We start from the raw sequence: 16,143 nt of genomic DNA on the forward strand, positions 1-16,143 counted from the left end.
CGCATATGCAGACCAAAATGTTGATCAACGGTGAAATGGTGGAAGGTACCGGAGAAGCCTTGCACATCCTGAACCCTGCAACAGGCGAGACTATAGGCGAAGTAAAAGAGGCCAGCGATGCACAGATCGAGGCGGCCGTGCGCGGCTCGACAGAGGCATTTGAAGCTTTTTCAACCTCGCCCCCTGCAGAACGAGCCGCGATGTTGCTTCACATAGCTGATGTTATCGAGGCGAACAGCCAGGAGTTGGCAGAACTTGAAAGCCTGGATGTGGGAAAGCCTTGGCCATCCGCTCATGATGACGAGATGCCGCTGACGATTGATGTCTTTCGCTTTTTCGCTGGTGCTGCGCGAACCATGATGGGATCTGCTGCTGGCGAATATGTTGCGGGTCATACCTCGATGATCCGGCGTGATCCAATTGGTCCCGTAGCGGCCATAGCGCCTTGGAACTATCCGCTGATGATGGCGTCCTGGAAGATTGCCGCACCAATTGCGGCAGGATGTTCCATTGTGTTGAAACCGTCCGAGATAACGCCCCTATCTACTCTGCGACTTGCAGAATTGTTACAAGATGTTCTGCCAAAAGGCGTGCTAAACGTGATCCATGGTCGCGGGCTCGGCGTGGGAAATACCCTGATGAACAGCCCACAGATGGAAGGGATCAGTGTTACGGGTTCTCCGGCGACAGGCATGGCTGCAATGCGGGCTGCTTCCCAGAAAATTAGACACGTTCATCTGGAATTGGGCGGCAAGGCGCCAGTCATTGTCTTTGATGATGCTGATCTCGATGCTGTGGCCGAGACGATCCGATATGGCAGCTACTTCAATGCCGGTCAGGACTGCGCACAGCCATGCCGCGTGATGGTTGCAGACAGTGTTTACGACAAACTTGTGGCCGCGATTGCCGATCAGGTTGGCCAGATCCAGATCGGTGCACCGAAAGCTCAAGGAACGGAAATGGGTCCGCTTGTTTCTGCGACTCAGCGGGATCGTGTTGCGGGTTTTGTTGATCGCGCACGCAGCAGCTCTGAAATCGTTTCCGGTGGGGTGTCTGGCGAAGAAGACGGCTTTTTCTACCAGCCGACAGTCATCGCCAATGTCGACAACACTGCCGAGATTGCCTGCAATGAGGTTTTTGGACCCGTTGTAACTGTCTCTCGGTTTTCTGAGGCAGAACATGCGTTGAAGATCGCCAACAACGGACCTTACGGGTTGGCCTCATCGGTCTGGACACGAGATGTTGGGAGAGCAATGCAAATGACGTCCAAGTTGCGCTATGGATTCACCTGGGTAAACACGCATGGGGTTGCGACCCCCGAGATGCCATGGGCCGCGATGAAGGGCTCGGGCACGGGCAGCGATATGTCTGTCTATGCGCTGGATGCTTACACCGCAGTCCGTCACGTTATGGTGGCACATTGATGCGGTTAGCGGGGAAACGCGCCTTTGTTACAGGCGGCAAACAGGGCATTGGTCGCGGCATCGTTGAGGCCTTCGCAGCCGAAGGTGCGGCTGTCGCCACCTGCGGGCGCGGCCCTCAACCAGATGCTCTACCGGATCAAGTAACCTGGTACACGCTGGATGTATCCAATCCCGAAGCGGTTGCACGTACTGCCCGAACAATCGGCCTGGTAGATATCCTGGTAAACAACGCCGGCGTTCAGGTCGAAAAAACAGTGACCGAAAGCACAGACGCGGATTGGGATTTGGTGATGGGAGTAAACGCACGAGGCGTTTTTAACTGTTGCCGCGCCTTTATTCCGAAAATGTCTCAGGGTGGTTCGATCATCAACATTGGTTCGATCTCGGGCAATGCCGCTGACCCATCGATGGCGCTCTACAATGCTTCAAAAGCCTTTGTGCATGGGCTTACACGCTCTATCGCGGTGGACCATGGACCTGCGGTGCGCTGCAATGCAATCTGCCCGGGATGGATTGAGACGGGCATGCTGGACGCAGCATTCGAACTCGCCCATGACCCAGAAAAGGCTAGATCAGACGCGCTGGCACGCCATGCGGTCAAACGCTTTGGTAAGCCCGCAGACATTGCTGGGATGGCTGTTTGGCTAGCTTCTGACGAGTCGTCTTTTGCGACTGGCCAACTGTTCACTGTAGACGGTGGTATGACTGCGGCATCCCCCCTGAATCCGGGACTGTTCTGATGTCGGAAATCGAAAGAACCGCCATTCTCGGAGCCGGTGTCATCGGGGCAAGCTGGGCAGCGCTGTTTCTCGCGTCGGGTCGCAGTGTGACCGTATTTGATCCCGATCCGAACGCTGAGGCATCCGTCCGTAAATACATTGAAAAGGCGTGGCCTGCGTTGGAAGAATTGGGCCAAGTTGGCCACGCCACCCGAGATGCGATCACCTTTGCACCGACCGCAGCTGAGGCCGTGCGAAACGCGCAGTTCATTCAGGAGAATGTGCCGGAGCGGTTGCCGATCAAACATTCCACCTATGCGGAAGTTGAGCCAGAGTTGAGCGCTGATGCAATAGTTTCAAGCTCAACATCCGGCCTAACACTCGAGGCTCTCCAACAGGGATGGCGCGATCCGAGTAAGCTCATCTTAGGTCATCCGTTCAACCCGCCACATCTCATTCCGCTGGTCGAGTTGACGGCGAACGACGCCACCGGTTCAGATGTTCTGAACCGAACAGAGACGTTCTACGAAGACCTGGGCAAAGTCACGATCCGGATCAAGAAGGGCATGCCCGGACACGTCGCAAACCGCTTACAAGCTGCAGTATGGCGCGAGGCCGTCCATATGGCGATTGAAGGCGTTGCCAGTGTCGAAGACATCGATAAAGCGATGTGGGCCGGCCCCGGATTGCGGTGGGCCGCGATGGGTCCGACGACGCTTTTCCACCTGGGTGCAGGCGACGGCGGTCTGCGGGCCTTCTGTGACCATTTCAAGGATACATTCAATGGCTGGTGGGATGACCTGGGCAACCCTCGTCTTGATGAGGATGTCATCAATAAACTGGTCGATGGCATTAACGATCAAACTCAGGGGCAAAGTACCGAAGAGTTATCAGCGCAACGCGACAAGCTGCTTACGGCGATGCAAAAAGCTACCCAACACCTTCGGACTTAATATCAGGCTTGAACATTGGCCACGCGCGGAACTCGAATGGAGTACGGCCTTCAATACGGTCTGCAGTTGGTGTGAGGCCAAAACGGCTTCGATATGCCCGGCTGAAATGAACTTGCCCGTTAAATCCTGATGCTTCTGCAATCTCGCTGAATTTCAACTCTGTTTGGGTTACTAGTCCACGCGCGCGATCAAGGCGTATGTCACGGTAGTACTCGATCGGCGACTTCTGGACATATTGCTGAAACAATCTGCTAAGTTGTCGTTGCGAAATCTTCAACCTCGCTGATATTTCAGGGATCGACAAAGTGGCTTCCAAATGTGCCTCCATCAAGTCGATTGCGTCCCTTACCACCCCAGAGGTGACATACCCCAGTGGCTCCACGTCTTTGGGGTTCTGTGATTGGCCCTCACCGCGTACATTGTGATGAAAAAGATATCGCGCAGATGCATTGGCGATACTCTCACCATCGACAGAATGCACAAACCGCAAACCCAGATCGGTCGCTGCGGAACCCCCGCAACAAGTGAACATCTTTCCATCCATAACAATCATGTTCTCTGACACTGTGGTATCATGGGCCATTTCAGCAAAGGCATCGATGTGCTCATAGTGAACCGTCGCTGTCTTGCCTTTAAGCAGTCCAGCAGCCGCAAGAACAATCGCACCAGTATCCAAGCCGCCAACGATTGCTCCGCACGCCTCCCACTTCTGAAGGGCCACCTTAAACTGAGATGTTCCGTGACGTTCAGGTGACCAACTTGTACTCACCAGAACCAACCAGGGCTTGCGCCCCGTCACGGCCGCCAATGGGGCAGTATCAACGACTAGGCCGCTGCTAGACTCGACTGGTCCACCGAGGTCCGAGACATAGGTCCAAGAAAATCGAGCCGAACCTGTCAGGTAATTGGCTATTCTGAAAGGATCCACGAAAGACGTAGTCGCCGAAACATTGAAATGCGGACTCACCAGGACAACGATATCTAGCTTGCGATCAATTGGATGGATCATGGCCGATTCTGTAAAATGGAGTCCAAAATTGTCAATTGTGTTTCGCAGGAGTGCAAAAGTTACCAATTCATGGGCTCAGTGTCGTGATGCACACCATAACGGAATGCCTCAAATACATTGATGACGTGAAAGCGTTTGTTTGCACGCAACCCGCGTCCATCAATGTCATGTCAAAGGTATCGATGGACGCGATGGGGCTGGCTGCGTTTCATAACGTTCTGGCCGAAGAGATTGAAAAGATTAGAGGCTTGCCCTTGGACAAAATGACCCCTCATCTTCACGCCAAAAACGTCACCATGCCGACGTACATTGTGCAGAACAAAGATGATGCCTGGACGATCCCCGGAGACGTTCAGACCACTTTTGACCTGATTCCGGGTGAAGAAAAGAAGCTACACTGGATTGAAAACGGCGATACGCGACGCTTCATTGGATACAATTTCTTCGGTGAACATCCTGAAACAACGATTGAGTTTTTCGACAAGCACATGCGGTGACGTCAAGGTTCTTTCGGAACCGGCCAAGCAATCCCGAAATTCATCATTCAAAATGGCAGAGGTCACGTAGTGACCTCTGCCTTATCAGTTTATCTGCCAAAGAACTCAGCAACTGCATCGGTCGACGCTTTCACAGCCTCCGGCTTGTAGTAAAAGTCCACGTGGCTGAATTCATCGAAAGCCAACTCCTCATGTTCATTCGTCAACTTCGCGACAAATTGGGTGGAGCACGGCGCTGTAAAGGCCGTGCTGCTGTAAATTGTCAGGGACGGTTGCACGATCTTATCGGCATAAGCCTCTCCAATGGAAATCAGAGACTGCATGCCCTGATCGCCGATATGCATGTTGGTATAGGTCGGAACCGCAACCGGGCCTTTGACTCCATCGCGCCCGTAGTAGTCATAGGATTCTCCTGCCATCGGGTTGACACCCGATCCAACAAATTCTTCTCGGGTTTGCTCATCATTCAGCCCAAATGGTGCGACATAATCCGGCTCGCCGGTTTCATACATCTTCTGCATCGAGGCGTTCGAGGCCGCGATTTGCTGATTAACCATGTTGCGGTCGGTCCACTGGAAAGCGTCCGCGGCCATCATGCCGGAAACCATGGCAATCTTCTTGATCCGGTGATCGGTCACGGCGGCGGATGCGATGATCGAGCCGCCTTGGCAAACACCCAGACCGTAAATCTCGTCAACGAACGGCAGAGTGCCGAGGTAAGACACGGCGTCCCAGGTGTTTTCGATCAGCCGGAACATGTAGCGGGATTGCTTGTACTCTCCGGGCAGCGCAGGGGACGAGCCCATGCCGAGGTAATCGAAACCGAGGTAAATGAAGCCCCGTGCTGCCATTTCCGGCCCGTAAGTAGCCGGGATCTGATCTTTGACCTGAGGGAACGGGCTGGCCCCCACGATGGCCTTGTAGGTCTTGGTCTCATCAAAGCCTTCGGGCAGGTAGAGATCGCCCGCCAGATCCACGCCAAAGGATTTGAAGGTAACTTCGTTTTTGCCCGCGGTGAGATTTTGGGTCGTCATGGTCTTGGTCCTTTCGGGGTCAGGCAGCTTTGCGCCTTGCTAAAGTAAATCGTTGTGTTTACTTATGGTGGGGAGGTGGCGCTTGTAAACACATCTTTTTACTTTTTGAGGTAGAAATCTTGAAACGCACTGAAAAAAAACGAAAAGATATTATCGATGCGGCCATCGATGAGTTCAAAGAGCAGGGGTTTCTGGGGGCAAAGACCACTTCAATCGCCAAAAAAGCCAACGTATCGAGTCGCACGCTCTACAATCACTTCGAGAGCAAGGAGGCCCTTTTCGAGGCGATCTCACAGATCATGCTGGAGCAGAACCGGAGCATGGAGCCAGTGCCTTATGATCCGGATCGAGACTTCGTTGAGCAACTGAAGAACGCCTTGTGGCGCTACATTGGGGTGATCACCGATGAGACCGCCATCGGATTGAACCGGATGGTCATCTCAGAATTGATCCGTGACCTTGAACGTTCCCGGCAATTCTTCACTGAAACAGCAACACATGATTACCCAATAACGAGGCTGATCAGCGAAGCCATGGATGCAGGCGTGATCCGAAAGGCTGATCCGGTTCTTGCGACCAACCAGCTTCTGGCGCTTGTAAAAAACTTCTTTTTCTGGCCAGAGTTCTTCCTTGGCGAGAACCCGACGCCCAAAGATATATTGGACGATTGCGTCGCGATGTTTCTGGCACACTACAAAGCAGACGTTTGATCGATCATCACCGAAACAGATCTTGGATGGCGGGTTCTTGCACCCACCGGGTGAATGACGGCATAGTGATGAACCGAGTAGCTCGCTGGTCATAATGTCTGATGCGAGATCTGGTTGTACCTCAGGTAAAGAGCAAGGCATCTGAAAAGCACCCCCAGTTTGAACGCTTAGCGTTTAGTTCCAAAAGGGTTACACTCCCTTTTTGCGATGCGTGTCGTGCCAAGATCATCGTCCTCAGGCCTACCGGAACTTTCAACTGCGACAAATGCGAGACCCTTTGGGATCAAACACTTGATCGATGAACATTTGACTGGATTTCGATCAAACGACTGATAACTTGCCTCGCAGCGGTTTTTGGTTGCAACAGCGTTGCACAGAAAATCTATTGGAGCGTGCTATTGGTAATTCCGTTTCATGTCCGGGAAATGCTTCAACGCATAAAAGCACGATTTGATGCTGACCAGATACCTCAGCAGATGGCGCCAAGCGATGCTGAGTTTTCAACCTTACGCCCATCTCGCAAGCCGACCAAGGAGATGGTCGCACGATTCTGGGAAAAGTTGAAACCAACGGCCAGCGACAAGGATCAGGCACAAATTGCAGATTTGGCGGCTATCGAAGATGCCGAAACCTATGGCGCCAATATCGAGAATTTCATCGGGACGGTTAAGCTTCCAGTCGGGGTTATTGGCCCCTTACGCCTGAACGGAATGAACGCCAACGGCGACTTTCATGTCCCCCTCGCAACAACCGAGGCAGCGCTGGTCGCATCTTATGCCCGGGGCGCCTACGCCGCCACTCGGTCGGGCGGTATCAGTACCGCTGTTTTATACGAAGGCGTGCTGCGGACCCCGGCCTTTGTGTTCGATAGCCTGCTAAGAGCGGGGCAATTTGTGGATTGGGTGGTGACCAATGTTGACAGGCTCAAATCTGCGGCCGAAGCGACGACCCGTCATGGCAAGCTTGTATCGCTGGAGCCATTCATTGACACCAACGTCGTTTTCCTGATTTGCCGCTATACCACTGGTGATGCTGCAGGTCAGAACATGGTGACCATCGCCACCGACGCCCTTTGCCACGCAATCACGGATAGCTGTCCTGTTGCGATTGAGAACTGGTATGTCGAAGGTAATTTCTCGGGCGACAAGAAGGCCTCGGCGCTGGGGTTGGTGACGGGGCGCGGGCGGAAAGTCAGCGCCTCGGTTACGCTTCCGGCTGAGATTGTCGAAAAGACACTGGGAACGACGGTCGAGGCGATGCTGGACTATGGCCGTGTCGCCAATCTGGGCGCACATTTGTCTGGCCAGTTTGGCGCACAGGCGCATTATGCCAACGGGCTGGCTGCGTTCTATATCGCAACCGGACAGGACGCGGCCTGCGTTGCCGAAAGTGCAATGGGCGTCACGCGTATGGAACCTAGGGGCGGCGATCTATTCTGCTCGGTCACGCTTCCGAATATCCTTGTCGGCTCGGTCGGCGGCGGAACCGGTTTGCCAAGCCAGGCAGCAGCGCTGAACATACTCGGTCTACGGGGCAGCGGGTGTGGCACGGCTTTAGCCGAAGTTGCTGCGGCCACGTGCTTATGCGGCGAAATCTCCATTGTCGCCGCGATTGCTGCCGGTCATTTCACCCGCGCCCATGAGAGTCTGGCCCGCCACAGATGAGCTTTCAGAACCGATTTTGGATTTACCAATCCGAGCGCTTTCCGCTTAAGAAAACCGTCCCCCTGCTGCTGGTGTTTTCCTCGGCCAGCATTTGTGTGTCTGCCCGTCTGGCAGACCGCCCCTTGCCCGAGTGGCCTGCCTTTGCCGCCGGTTTTGTGCTGGCCATGGCGCTGTTCTTCCAGATGCGGGTCTGTGACGAGTTCAAGGACGCCGAGGATGACCGACGTTACCGGCCCGACAGGCCGATCCCACGCGGATTGGTCTCACCAGGCGAAGTTTTGAGCTTGGGCTTACTGACCATTCCAGTTGCACTTGCGGCTTCCTGGTTCTGGCACCCGTCGGTTTTGTGGCTGTTGGGCGCGGTTTGGATCTGGCTCGCTGCGATGACAGTTGAATTCGGTGTCCCGGCCTGGCTGAAGGCCCGGCCGGTTCTGTACCTGCTAAGCCACATGGCAATCATGCCCTTGATCGATCTATTGCTGACTGGCCTCGAATGGCTGCCGGCAGGCGGCGCAGCACCCTCACTATGGCTGTTCCTGGCGTTGTCCTTTGTGAATGGCTGCGTCCTTGAGATCGGGCGGAAATTGTGGGCGCCCGAAAACGAGATTGAAGGGGTCGACACCTATTCCTCCCTATGGGGTCCGCGTACGGCGGGACGTATCTGGATCGGCTGCGTTCTGTTATCCTACGCGCTTCTCGCCGGCACAGGAAGCGCCACCGGGGTTGGCTGGCCAAGCGCCCTGATCGGCACACTGGCGCTGGTTCCCTGCGGGGTTGCTGTATTCCACTACAGTCAGACACCCACTGAGAAAGCACAAAACAGGATGGACGCTGTTTCCGGTCTGTGGGTATTTTTCAGCTATGCCACGGCTGGTTTCCTACCCTACCTGATCGGAGCCGTAGCATGACTTTCATCGTCGACCAAATGGATGCCAACGACATCTCTGTGGTTGGAGGCAAAGCGGCAGCCCTGTCGCATCTGTCACAGCACGGGTTTTCCCCGCCCGCATTCTTTGTCATCACAAATGACGCGTTTCGTATGGGGCAATCGGGCCCGATCGCGCAAAAAGGCCTGCGACCGGCGGTGTCCACCGCGCTTGAAACACTCGGGTCCGGGCCTTACGCGGTACGCAGTTCTGGCCAGTCCGAAGATGGCGTGGACCACAGCCATGCAGGACAGTTCGCAACGGTCCTGAATGTTCCCGGCAAGAGTGTGATCGCGGCGGCCAAGCAGGTTTGGCAATCCGGTTTCTCATCAACGGTCGAAACCTACCGCGCGGTCAAATCCGGTGGCGAGGCCGAGGCCCCCGCAATCATCGTGCAACGCATGATCGATGCCAAAGCGGCCGGGGTAGCCTTTTCCGCCGATCCGGTCAGTGGCCGGCGCGATGTGGTCGTGATCTCAGCGATTGACGGGCTTGCAGAGCAGCTTGTGTCGGGGGAAGCGGACGGAGAAGACTGGGTCATCGATGCAGATGGCGTACCGGAAAGCGCTCCTGACGCCCCTGCACATTTGACCGTCACGGAGGCGCGATCCATCGCAGCCCTAGCCCGAAAGGCCGAGGTGCTATTCGTTTCTCCTCAGGACATCGAATGGGCCATTGATGCGCAAGGGCTGCATATTCTGCAGGCCCGCCCGATCACCACGACCCTGCGCCCTGCCCCGCTCGAAGATCAGACGCTTACCATTTTCGACAATTCCAATATCGTCGAAAGCTATCCGGGCATCGTCAGCCCGCTGACTTATTCCTTTGCCCTGCACGTGTATTCTCAGGTATATCGCGCTTTCGTTAGGCTGCTGGGCGTGTCCCGGCACACGGTCGCGCTGAACCCCACTGTGTTTGACAATTTACTGGGGCGGGTGGACGGGCGCGCCTATTACAATCTGATCAACTGGTATCGCGCGCTGGCGCTTTTGCCCGGGTTTTCGCTGAACCGCGACTATATGGAAACGATGATGGGCGTTTCTGTACCGATGCCGCCTGAGGTCACGGATGCTCTTGCCCCGCCCCCCACTACCGGCTGGCGCAAGGTCGTGGAGTACGCGAAACTGGCCAAGGTTGCGGGCGGTCTGATCTGGCAGGCCATCCGACTACCGCAGACCCGGCGTGATTTTTACCGTAGGCTGAACGACATATTACAGACGGGGCTGAACGTGAACGCCTCTAACGCGACCCAACTGGCCGCGGAATACCGGCGCATTGAAAGCACTCTGCTGGATCGGTGGGATGCCCCGCTGATCAACGATTTCCTGTGCATGATTGCCTTTGGCGGCTCGCGCAACCTGCTGCAAAAGTGGCTGGGCGAGGCCGGGTTGACCCTGCACAACGACCTCATGATCGGGCAAGGTGATATCGTTTCGGCGGAACCCGCGCAACGCATCGCCCGGATGGGAGAGTTGGTTCGGCAGGCAGGGCTTGCCGCTCCTTTGAAAGCCAATGCACATCTGTCGGTTTTGTCAGAACACCGGCAAATCGAAGCTGAGGTTGATGCGTATCTTGAGAAGTTCGGCGACCGGTGTACGGAAGAGCTCAAGCTGGAAAGCGTTCCGTTACGCGATGACCCGACCAGTCTGTTGCTGGCCATTGCAGCCAGCGCTGAACGTCCACCTTCCGGGCGTCAGGACGGCGATGAACCGGACTGGAAGGCTCTGTTTCCGTCAAACCCACTCAAACGGCACTTCGCCAAATGGATTTTGGGCTGGACCAAGGCGCGGGTGCGCGACCGAGAAAACCTGCGCTTTGAACGCACGCGCATATTTGGTTATGCGCGGCGCGTGTTTCTGGGCATCGGCCGCGAATTCGCTGCGCGTGACCTGCTTTCATCGCCAAAGGATGTATTCTTCCTGACAACACATGAAGTTCTCGGAGCAGTCGAAGGTCATAGCCTGTCACCTGATCTGAAAGGCATCGTTGCGCGGCGCAAACTGGAAGACGAAGCCTCGTCCCGACGCCCCGACCCGCCGGAACGCATCGAAATCCGTGGCCCCGCCATCGCGCCGGTCTGGTCAGAGAGCGCAGAAGCCGAGGTGGACCCTGCACGGATGAAGCACGGCACAGGTTGTTCTGCAGGTCAGATCAAGGCGCCCGCGCGTGTGATCCGCGACCCGCGCACCGAGGCCTTGAACCCCGGAGATATACTTGTGGCGCGCCACACCGATCCGGGCTGGATCGCCGTATTCTCGAACGCATCCGCCATCGTCGTCGAACGGGGGTCTCTGCTGTCACATTCTGCGATTGTCGCGCGCGAACTGGGTATCCCTTGCGTGGTTGGCCTGAAAGGCGCCACAAACTGGATCGAAGATGGCGAGATGATCCGGGTCGACGGGGCAAGCGGTGCGGTGGAACGCTGCGATGGGTAGCAGTGAGATTGAGAAAAAGGCGGATTTCGACCATATCCGCTATGCCCAACTGTGGGAAGACGCGGATGTTCTTACCTCCGCCTTGGGCGATTGTGCGGGCAAGATATTGGTCTCCATCTGCTCTGCCGGGGATAATGCGCTGGCAATGCTGACACTCGATCCCGCGCGCATTGTCGTTCTGGATCTTTCACCGGCCCAGATCGCCTGCCTTAAGCTCAGGATCGCGGCCTATAAAGTGCTGACCCATCCCGAATTCATTGAACTCACCGGCTCGCGGCGAAGTACCCGACGGGGCGCATTGCTGAACCAGGTTTTGGAAGCCACAGATGCCGAAACGCGCGCTTTCTGGCGGACTCTGATCACGGAAGTCGAAAAACACGGCATCGGTGGCGTCGGCAAGTTCGAGCGCTATTTTCGCATCTTTCGAACTTGGCTACTGCCTCTTGTGCATTCACGCCAAACGATTGACGCAGTGTTTGTACCCCGCTCGCCCGCAGAGCGACAGTCGTTCTTCGACACACGGTTCAACACGGTGCGATGGCGTCTTTTGCTGAACATCTTCTTCTCTCGCCTCGTCATGGGTCGCATGGGCCGGGACAGTGCGTTTTTCGACCATGTCGAGGGTAGCCCGGCCCAACATGTCGCCCGCCGCATCCGTCATGCGGGAGTCACCACCGATCCCTCGCAAAATCCCTATCTGCACTGGATTCTCAAAGGCGATCATGGCGACGCGCTGCCAATGGCGTGGCGTTCCGAGCATTATGAGACAATCCGATCCCGGTTGGATCGTCTCGACATCCGCCTTGGATCGCTTGAGGCTTTTGTGTCGACCGACGAAAAAGCCAGAGGATTCAACCTGTCCGACATCTTCGAGTACATGTCGCCCGAGACCTTCCATCAGGTTTACGGGTCGATCCTGACCGCTGCAGAGCCAAATGCCCGACTAGTCTATTGGAACATGATGGCACCCCGGAGGGTTCCGCCGGAATTCAGAAACAAGGTTGAAACCCTGACCGACATCGAAACACAGCAGAAGGCCCGCGACATGGCATTCTTCTATTCGGATTTCGTCGTCGAAGAGTTTCAACCGTGACTGTTATTGGGCAGATTCTGCTGGCGGCGGGGTCGGTGCTGGCTCTGGTCGGCGTAATGATGATTATACGCAATCTGGCTAATACAGCGGGCTTGAAACCCGAAGTGCAGCGCAAGCTTATGCATGTCAGCACCGGCCTCTTTGCGTTGCTGCTGCCCTGGTTGTTTCCCGATCGCTGGCCGGTTTACATGCTGATTGCGGCCACAATCCTGGTGATGCTGGTGCTGCGCCTGCCTCGTTTTTCATCGGGTCTGGGTGCAACTTTGCATGGTGTGGATCGTACGTCCTACGGCGACTTTCTGCTCGCCCTGGCAGTTGGGCTATGCTTTCTGCTAGCCGGGGAAAACACGCTGTTCTACATCCTGCCAATCGCCGTTCTAACACTGGCGGATGCAGCCGCTGCGCTTGCCGGGACTACGTATGGAACCAAACGCTACGTGGTAGAAGATGGCGACAAGAGCTTAGAAGGGTCCGTGGTGTTTTTTGTCGTAACGCTATTGGTTGCGATCATCTGCTTCTTGTTCTTATCGAAACTCCCGCCATCTAACATCATGATGTTGTGCCTTATGGTTGCGGCTTTTGGCACATTGGTCGAGGCACAAAGCTGGCGCGGGTTTGACAACCTGTTCCTGCCGCTTGGCTTGTTGATTTTCCTAAACGGCCACTATTTCAGCTCTTTGGCAGAGCTCGCCCTGTTGGCCGCCATGTTCTTTGCCGCCCTTGCCAGTTTCGGCGTAGTGGGAACCAAACTGGGCCTGACCAAACATGCGACCCGTGTCTATGTTGTCGCGGTTTTTTTGCTGCTGGCCGCCGCAAAGCTGCAGAACACAGTACTGCCGATCATGGTTCTTGCCGCACATGGCTGGGCGCGTACCGCTTCTCCTTGTGACAGTAGGTACCCCGATCTGGATATCATAGCCGCCTTGGGGCTTTTGGGGTTCGGTTGGCTTGCGGCTGGAAATGCAACGGGATGGGATGCGGTTTCCTTCTTTGGGCTCAGCGCGATGGGGCTGGCTATGGGCCTCGCTGCTGTGGCGCTGCGTCCCATTCCTATTGTGATACCACTTGCTGCGGCTGTCCTGTTTCTTATTCGGACATGGGCTGTTTCCCAGAATTCTGAACAGTCGAACTGGGCCGAGCCGCTGACGGTACTGGTCCTGTTCTCATTAGCTTGTTCAGTCGCTGCGCCGTTGCTCCGACCACATTGGTTCGAAAAAGATAGGGTGCTCAGGCTGACGCTATTGGCCCTCGCGCCGCCGTTGCTTTACTACGTTTGGATCGTTGCTGGATCGCTAAGTGCTGGGTTCTTTGCCGGAGTTTTTTCATGACCAAAGAGATCATCAGAACGGCGGATGCAAAGCTGACCGTTTATCTGAACGGTCCGAACTGGGAAGGCGCGCGCGCCGCGACCTTCGGCGATTTTTCCTGCAAAACGTCCGAAGCCGGTGCCGAAATCCTGCGCAAAGGGATCGAGAGGGTGCAAGACGCAGGCCTCAACCGCATTATTGGGCCAATGTCGGGCGACACCTGGCACAGTTACCGGTTCGTCTCGGATAGCGACGGGTCCGCTCCGTTCCTGATGGAGCCTACCAATAAACTTCATGAGCCGGGGGTTTTCCAGTCGGCAGGATTTACAGAGATCAGCCGGTATTTTTCGGCCCGGGTGTCGTTGCAAGCCGCAACCGGGTCAGCACCGCCGGAAAGCGATGGGTTCGTGGTGGAAGAGTGGGACGGAACAGACCCCGAGGCGCTGTTTCGTCAGGTCTTCGACCTGTCAACCCGCGCATTTTCCGGCAACGCGTTCTACAAACCGATATCCGAGGCAGATTTCCTGGCCATGTATATGCCAGTTGTGCCGATGATGAAGCGCGACCTGATCCTTTTTGCGCGCCGCCATGACGGCACATTGGCCGGGTTTTTGTTTGGCATTCCCAATTATGCTGAAGGCCCCAATCCGGCATCCGCAATCCTCAAGACCTATGCAAGTCTCGAACCGGGCGCCGGACGGCATCTGGCCCACGGGTTTCACAAGGCGGCGCTCAGGATGGGGTACGAAACCGCCATTCATGCGCTGATCCATGATGACAACACCTCCGCCGAGCGCAGTGCAGCGGAAGGTGCGACAATATTCCGGCGCTATACTTTGCTTGGACGGAAACTGAATGGCTGACCTACTGTCCCAATTCGCCGCGGCGGTTAAACGGGTTCCTGACCGGACAGCCATAGTGGACAGCAAGGGCCGCGAGATCACCTTTCAAACCCTGCACACGCGCGCTCAGCACTTGGCAGGTCGGTGGCAGGACAAAGGTATCCAGTCAGGTGATCGCGTGTTGTTGGCCATGCCTGTCAACGCGGACCTATATGCGAGTCTGGCTGCGCTTTGGACCCTTGGCGCAACCGTTGTCTTACCAGAGCCAGCCTTGGGGCTGGCCGGTCTGCGCCACGCCGCCCGAACAACGAAGCCAAAAGCGTTCTGTGCAGCGGGTGCGTATTCTTTGCTGAAGTTTCTGGTTCCGGATCTCTGGGCCCTGCCCCTGCTGACGCCTGGTAAAAACCGCAGTAACCCGGTGGCGCAAAAGGTACAACCGGACGATATCGCCCTTATTTCCTTTACCTCTGGTACAACTGGCCAGCCCAAGGCCATTCCGCGCTCACATGCGTTTCTGATGGCGCAGCACGATGCCATCGCACCCCTCCTCGACAGCCGCAAGGCCGAGCGCGATCTGGTGGCCTTTCCGGTGTTCACCCTGATCAATCTGGCGGCCGGGCGCACAAGTGTTCTACCCAACTGGAGGTTCAGCAAGCCGGACCGCCTGTCGACTGTGCAGTTGGAAAGCTGGCTCCAAACGCAACAGATCACCCGGGCCCTCATCCCACCATCGCTATGTGAAAAACTGGTTCAATCCGACGATACCGGTCCGTTGCACACGGTGTTCACCGGCGGCGGTCCGGTGTTTCCGAATCTTGTCGAGGCGTTGAGAACCCGGCACAATCTGTCGGTTGTGTGCATTTATGGGTCGACCGAGGCTGAACCGATTGCCCATCTCGACGCCGCGGATATCTCGGTGAAGGATCACCGCGACATGGCTGTTGGAAGGGGTCTTCTTGTGGGATACCCGGTGCCCGAAATCACGCTCCGCATCCGCGACAATGAAATTCAGGTCGCCGGCGCACATGTGAATGACGGGTATTTGGACCCGACCCATTCGAAGAACAACAAAATCGAAGAAGGTGGTGTCATATGGCACCGGACCGGTGACGCTGGCGCGCTGGATGATGACGGGCGTTTATGGTTATGGGGGCGCGTCGGGTCCGAAATTGAGTTCTTTTCAGGTACGCTCTTCCCCTTTGCTATCGAAGTCGCGGCACAGAGATGGCCAGGTGTAGATCGATGCGCGCTCGTCAATACCAAAGCAGGCCCCACACTTTGCGTCCAAGGTTCCGCGGATCACATCGACGATTGGACTAAATCTGCGCTTGGTTTTGGCGTTCCAAATGTGATTTCGATTAAGAACATCCCTATGGACAAGCGTCATGCCTCCAAAGTCGATCGTACGAAACTTGCACGCATGATGGAAACCTGACGCAATATAGCTCGTAGGCCACTGAGCCTGCACGCCACTACCCAAATTGCGATACAAATTGGGAGAAAGGCCAAGCTTAACCTCAGTACGATATG

At 55.9% G+C, this 16,143-nt stretch carries 14 protein-coding genes; 12 read left to right on the plus strand and 2 right to left on the minus strand.

From position 1 onward, the window contains the following. Positions 1-5 precede the first annotated feature (5 nt). The 3 genes from ACR0AH_RS15400 to ACR0AH_RS15410 are packed head-to-tail and all read left to right on the plus strand — an operon-like array spanning position 6 to position 3,096. Positions 6-1,424 (plus strand): aminobutyraldehyde dehydrogenase, encoded by a 1,419-nt coding sequence (locus ACR0AH_RS15400; RefSeq protein ID WP_480592601.1) that lies wholly within the window; start codon positions 6-8, stop codon positions 1,422-1,424. Then, on the plus strand, positions 1,424-2,164 hold the full coding sequence (locus ACR0AH_RS15405; RefSeq protein WP_480592603.1) for an SDR family NAD(P)-dependent oxidoreductase: 741 nt from the start codon (positions 1,424-1,426) through the stop codon (positions 2,162-2,164). The genes ACR0AH_RS15400 and ACR0AH_RS15405 overlap by 1 nt, the downstream gene beginning before the upstream one ends. Further along, positions 2,164-3,096: a 3-hydroxyacyl-CoA dehydrogenase NAD-binding domain-containing protein gene (locus ACR0AH_RS15410; RefSeq protein WP_480592605.1), complete on the plus strand. Its 933-nt coding sequence runs from the start codon at positions 2,164-2,166 to the stop codon at positions 3,094-3,096. The genes ACR0AH_RS15405 and ACR0AH_RS15410 overlap by 1 nt, the downstream gene beginning before the upstream one ends. On the opposite strand, the gene ACR0AH_RS15415 is transcribed toward ACR0AH_RS15410, so the two are convergent. Further along, on the minus strand, positions 3,074-4,171 hold the full coding sequence (locus ACR0AH_RS15415) for a GlxA family transcriptional regulator (protein ID WP_480439367.1): 1,098 nt from the start codon (positions 4,169-4,171) through the stop codon (positions 3,074-3,076). The two genes, ACR0AH_RS15410 and ACR0AH_RS15415, sit on opposite strands and share 23 nt — an antisense overlap. A gap of 101 nt (positions 4,172-4,272) precedes the next feature. Here ACR0AH_RS15415 and ACR0AH_RS15420 point away from each other — a divergent pair, with 101 nt between their 5' ends. Beyond that, the gene (locus ACR0AH_RS15420; protein ID WP_480592607.1) at positions 4,273-4,602 is read left to right on the plus strand and encodes a hypothetical protein; all 330 of its coding nucleotides are present in this window, start codon (positions 4,273-4,275) and stop codon (positions 4,600-4,602) included. Between the two features lie 89 nt (positions 4,603-4,691). On the opposite strand, the gene ACR0AH_RS15425 is transcribed toward ACR0AH_RS15420, so the two are convergent. Further along, positions 4,692-5,636: an alpha/beta hydrolase gene (locus tag ACR0AH_RS15425; protein WP_480592609.1), complete on the minus strand. Its 945-nt coding sequence runs from the start codon at positions 5,634-5,636 to the stop codon at positions 4,692-4,694. Between the two features lie 29 nt (positions 5,637-5,665). On the opposite strand from ACR0AH_RS15425, the gene ACR0AH_RS15430 reads away from it, so the two are divergent. From ACR0AH_RS15430 to ACR0AH_RS15465, 8 genes are all read left to right on the plus strand, one after another. Then, positions 5,666-6,346: a TetR/AcrR family transcriptional regulator gene (locus ACR0AH_RS15430; RefSeq protein WP_480592610.1), complete on the plus strand. Its 681-nt coding sequence runs from the start codon at positions 5,666-5,668 to the stop codon at positions 6,344-6,346. 425 nt (positions 6,347-6,771) lie between these two features. Continuing rightward, complete coding sequence (locus ACR0AH_RS15435) at positions 6,772-8,010, plus strand: hydroxymethylglutaryl-CoA reductase (protein WP_480444234.1); 1,239 nt, start codon at positions 6,772-6,774, stop codon at positions 8,008-8,010. Continuing rightward, complete coding sequence (locus tag ACR0AH_RS15440) at positions 8,007-8,918, plus strand: UbiA family prenyltransferase (RefSeq protein WP_170733692.1); 912 nt, start codon at positions 8,007-8,009, stop codon at positions 8,916-8,918. The genes ACR0AH_RS15435 and ACR0AH_RS15440 overlap by 4 nt, the downstream gene beginning before the upstream one ends. Further along, on the plus strand, positions 8,915-11,371 hold the full coding sequence (locus ACR0AH_RS15445) for a PEP/pyruvate-binding domain-containing protein (protein WP_480592613.1): 2,457 nt from the start codon (positions 8,915-8,917) through the stop codon (positions 11,369-11,371). Before ACR0AH_RS15440 ends, ACR0AH_RS15445 begins: the two co-directional genes overlap by 4 nt. Further along, positions 11,364-12,464: a BtaA family protein gene (locus ACR0AH_RS15450; protein WP_480592614.1), complete on the plus strand. Its 1,101-nt coding sequence runs from the start codon at positions 11,364-11,366 to the stop codon at positions 12,462-12,464. The genes ACR0AH_RS15445 and ACR0AH_RS15450 overlap by 8 nt, the downstream gene beginning before the upstream one ends. Beyond that, positions 12,461-13,792, plus strand: a complete 1,332-nt coding sequence (locus tag ACR0AH_RS15455) for a hypothetical protein (RefSeq protein WP_480592615.1) — start codon at positions 12,461-12,463, stop codon at positions 13,790-13,792. The genes ACR0AH_RS15450 and ACR0AH_RS15455 overlap by 4 nt, the downstream gene beginning before the upstream one ends. Next, positions 13,789-14,634 carry a hypothetical protein gene (locus tag ACR0AH_RS15460; RefSeq protein WP_480592616.1) on the plus strand — a complete coding sequence of 282 codons (846 nt, stop codon included), beginning with the start codon at positions 13,789-13,791 and terminating at the stop codon, positions 14,632-14,634. Before ACR0AH_RS15455 ends, ACR0AH_RS15460 begins: the two co-directional genes overlap by 4 nt. After that, on the plus strand, positions 14,627-16,048 hold the full coding sequence (locus ACR0AH_RS15465; RefSeq protein ID WP_480592618.1) for an AMP-binding protein: 1,422 nt from the start codon (positions 14,627-14,629) through the stop codon (positions 16,046-16,048). The genes ACR0AH_RS15460 and ACR0AH_RS15465 overlap by 8 nt, the downstream gene beginning before the upstream one ends. Positions 16,049-16,143 lie beyond the last annotated feature (95 nt).

Source organism: Ruegeria sp. AM5, assembly GCF_056540645.1.

Excerpts from the sequence above, each read along its gene's own strand:
- ACR0AH_RS15440 (WP_170733692.1), top strand. The coding sequence starts at position 8,007 with ATGAGCTTTCAGAACCGATTTTGGATTTACCAATCCGAGCGCTTTCCG.
- ACR0AH_RS15400 (WP_480592601.1), top strand. The coding sequence starts at position 6 with ATGCAGACCAAAATGTTGATCAACGGTGAAATGGTGGAAGGTACCGGA.
- ACR0AH_RS15460 (WP_480592616.1), top strand. The coding sequence starts at position 13,789 with ATGACCAAAGAGATCATCAGAACGGCGGATGCAAAGCTGACCGTTTAT.
- ACR0AH_RS15410 (WP_480592605.1), top strand. The coding sequence starts at position 2,164 with ATGTCGGAAATCGAAAGAACCGCCATTCTCGGAGCCGGTGTCATCGGG.
- ACR0AH_RS15465 (WP_480592618.1), top strand. The coding sequence starts at position 14,627 with ATGGCTGACCTACTGTCCCAATTCGCCGCGGCGGTTAAACGGGTTCCT.
- ACR0AH_RS15450 (WP_480592614.1), top strand. The coding sequence starts at position 11,364 with ATGGGTAGCAGTGAGATTGAGAAAAAGGCGGATTTCGACCATATCCGC.
- ACR0AH_RS15445 (WP_480592613.1), top strand. The coding sequence starts at position 8,915 with ATGACTTTCATCGTCGACCAAATGGATGCCAACGACATCTCTGTGGTT.
- ACR0AH_RS15405 (WP_480592603.1), top strand. The coding sequence starts at position 1,424 with ATGCGGTTAGCGGGGAAACGCGCCTTTGTTACAGGCGGCAAACAGGGC.
- ACR0AH_RS15435 (WP_480444234.1), top strand. The coding sequence starts at position 6,772 with ATGCTTCAACGCATAAAAGCACGATTTGATGCTGACCAGATACCTCAG.
- ACR0AH_RS15420 (WP_480592607.1), top strand. The coding sequence starts at position 4,273 with ATGTCAAAGGTATCGATGGACGCGATGGGGCTGGCTGCGTTTCATAAC.
- ACR0AH_RS15425 (WP_480592609.1), bottom strand. The coding sequence starts at position 5,636 with ATGACGACCCAAAATCTCACCGCGGGCAAAAACGAAGTTACCTTCAAA.